Genomic DNA, 1874 nt, shown 5'->3' on the forward strand with positions numbered 1-1874 from the left:
CAGCCGCCCAGCCGCCCAGCCGCCCAGCCGCCCAGCCGCCCCCACCTGCCCCGCAATCCGCGGGCAGTCGTGCCTCCCCCAGTGCCTGAAGGGCCTGGGAGGTACCCCCAGGGGCGGCACGGGTGGGCGCGACGGCACCCTGTGAGCGCCGGGCTGCGCGTCCCACCCCCGGCCCAGCGGACCGCCCGTCCCGGTCAGTCGACCGCCGTGATCAGCACAGCCACGGTGGGGCGGTCCGGCAGCGCTTCGGCCACCGCCGAACGGACCCCCCGGGCCACATCCAGAGGGCGTGCGTCCGCCGCGACCGCGAGCTCCACGCGCGCGTGCCGCCGGGGCAGGGCGTCGACGCCCGGACGTTCGGTCAGGTGAACCGACCGCCCCAGCACCCCCGTCAGCCGACTCACCCCCGGCACGGCGACCGCCGCGGCCGCGACCCGGTCCGCCTCCGAGTCACCGGGGCCCGTCGGCTCGTCCACCGCCGACTCACCCGGAGCCGGTTCCGCAACCGGCACCGGCTCCGCGTCCAACAACTCCACCACCCGCAGATCCACCTCCACGACGGCCAACCCGATCCGCTCCGCCGCCGCTTCCGCCAGCACCCCCCGCAGCCGCGACGCGGTCACCGGCACCGGCCATTCCGCGGTGGCCGCGAACTCGACGGTCAGCCGCAGCACCCCCGGCGGCACCGCCCCCGGCGGAGGCGGCACGACCGGCTCGCCCGCCACCCCCTCCGGATCGGCGAGCCCGATCCGTACACCGTCCAGGCGTACGCCCGGCGCATCCCGTACCACCGCGCGCCGCAGTACCGCCTCCGCCGCCCGCTCCGCGATCCACGCGCCGTCGCGCGGCCCTCCCAGGGCCAGGATCCTGCCCAGCCCCACCTGCTGCCGTACCGCCCGAGCCCACCGGTCCGCCGTCATTCCCCCAGCCTGACGCATCTCCGGCGCGGTACCGGGCAACCACGCATACCGTGGTCGGTGGAGGACGACCGAAGGGACGTACGGCGATGACCGACATGACCGAGGGAGGCCCGGTACGGGCCCCCGACCCGGAGAAGAACCTCTTGGAGACCACCCCCCGCAAGAGCCAGGGAACACGGCGCGGCGGCGGTGACCCGGCGACCCGTGGCCGTACCACCATCGCCGACGGTGTCGTGGAGAAGATCGCGGGGCTGGCCGCGCGGGACGTGCTCGGCGTGCACGCCATGGGCAGCGGCCTGTCACGGACCTTCGGCGCCGTACGCGACCGGGTGCCCGGCGGCTCGAAGTCGGTGACGCGCGGCGTGAAGGCCGAGGTCGGCGAGTTGCAGACCGCGCTCGACCTGGAGATCGTCGTCGACTACGGCGTGTCCATCGCCGACGTCGCCAGGGCCGTACGGGAGAACGTCATCGCGGCGGTCGAGCGGATGACCGGACTGGAGGTGGTCGAGGTCAACATCGCGGTGAGCGACGTGAAGCTGCCCGAGGAGGAGGAAGAGGTACCGGAGACCCGCCTCCAGTGAGGTTCGGTGAGCGGAGGAGCACACCATGAACATGGCCGTGGTCGGCATGATCGCCGGCATGGCGTTGGGCTTCGCCGGATACTTCGGCGGATTCGGGGCGTTTCTGCTGGTGGCGGCGCTGGGCGCCGTCGGGTTCGTCGTCGGGCGGTTCCTCGAGGGGGACCTGGAACTCGGGGACTTCTTCCGTTCCCGTGACGAACGGCGGCGGTGACGGCGGTGAGCACGGTCGTCGAGCCCGGCCGGGGCCCGGCCGCCGTCGCGCCGGGTGAACGCGGGGCGACCAGGATCGCCGACCGGGTGGTCGCGAAGATCGCCTCGCAGGCGGCCCGCGAGGCGTCCGGCCCCCTGCCGCCGGACGCGGCCCCGCCGCACG

General features: G+C 74.9%; 3 protein-coding genes and 1 pseudogene. 3 read left to right on the forward strand and 1 reads right to left on the reverse strand.

What is annotated here, in order from left to right; translation table 11 throughout:
• Positions 1-194 precede the first annotated feature (194 nt).
• Positions 195-920, reverse strand: a complete 726-nt coding sequence (locus B7767_RS38015) for a nucleopolyhedrovirus P10 family protein (RefSeq protein ID WP_085575967.1) — start codon at positions 918-920, stop codon at positions 195-197.
• A gap of 86 nt (positions 921-1006) precedes the next feature.
• Between B7767_RS38015 and B7767_RS38020 the strand changes: the two genes are divergently transcribed.
• The 3 genes and pseudogenes from B7767_RS38020 to B7767_RS48745 form a co-directional block, all read left to right on the forward strand.
• Positions 1007-1501 (forward strand): Asp23/Gls24 family envelope stress response protein, encoded by a 495-nt coding sequence (locus B7767_RS38020; protein ID WP_085575968.1) that lies wholly within the window; start codon positions 1007-1009, stop codon positions 1499-1501.
• A 25-nt stretch (positions 1502-1526) separates the two neighbouring features.
• A complete protein-coding gene (locus B7767_RS38025; protein ID WP_073937463.1) occupies positions 1527-1712 on the forward strand; it encodes a hypothetical protein in 186 nt (61 codons plus the stop codon).
• Positions 1709-1874 (forward strand): annotated as a pseudogene (locus B7767_RS48745) (Asp23/Gls24 family envelope stress response protein); the annotation flags it as partial. The gene B7767_RS38025 and the pseudogene B7767_RS48745, both read left to right, overlap by 4 nt.

The sequence above is a fragment of the Streptomyces sp. 13-12-16 genome, assembly GCF_002114215.1.
Classification (GTDB): Bacteria; Actinomycetota; Actinomycetes; order Streptomycetales; family Streptomycetaceae; genus Streptomyces.